The 543-nt window shown below is 42.4% G+C and carries 1 protein-coding gene; it reads left to right on the forward strand.

Annotated features, from left to right (window positions below):
• The coding region (locus M3212_RS22455) for an IS4 family transposase (protein WP_251195982.1) at positions 1-543 on the forward strand (543 nt) is incomplete at both ends.

The following is a 543-nucleotide window of genomic DNA, read 5'->3' on the forward strand; positions in this document are numbered from 1 at the left end:
GTAAAACGAAAGCTGGGATTCGCCTTCATTTACGAGTCGTGGTTACCAAAGAGTTGACCTTACCCGATAAAGGAATTCTTTTACCAGCTAAGCATGCAGACCGCACTCAAATGGGAGATCTCATTGACATCGATTCAGATGCGATCCACTTGTTTGACCGTGGCTATATCGATTATAAACAGTTTGATCATCTCTGTTTACACGATGTTCGGTTTATCACTCGTTTGAAGAAGAACGCACAGGTTGAAGTGCTATCCGAACAAATTCCACAAGCAGGTTCACCTATTTTGAAAGACCTAGAAGTGTTTCTAGGTAACTCGCAAAATGGGACGAAAATGACCCACACCTTGCGCTTAATCGAGACACAAGATAGTCAAGGAAACGTAGTCATGATCGTCACGAACTGTTTTGACTTGTCTGCCGAAGAAATCGGTGACTTATATCGTTATCGTTGGAAGATCGAGACCTTTTTCAAATGGATGAAACAGCACCTCACGTTCAAAACGTTCTATGGAAAGAGTGAGAATGCGGTGTGCAATCAAA

Source organism: Halalkalibacter oceani (assembly GCF_023715705.1).
In the GTDB taxonomy this organism is placed as follows: Bacteria; Bacillota; Bacilli; order Bacillales; family Bacillaceae_D; genus Halalkalibacter; species Halalkalibacter oceani_A.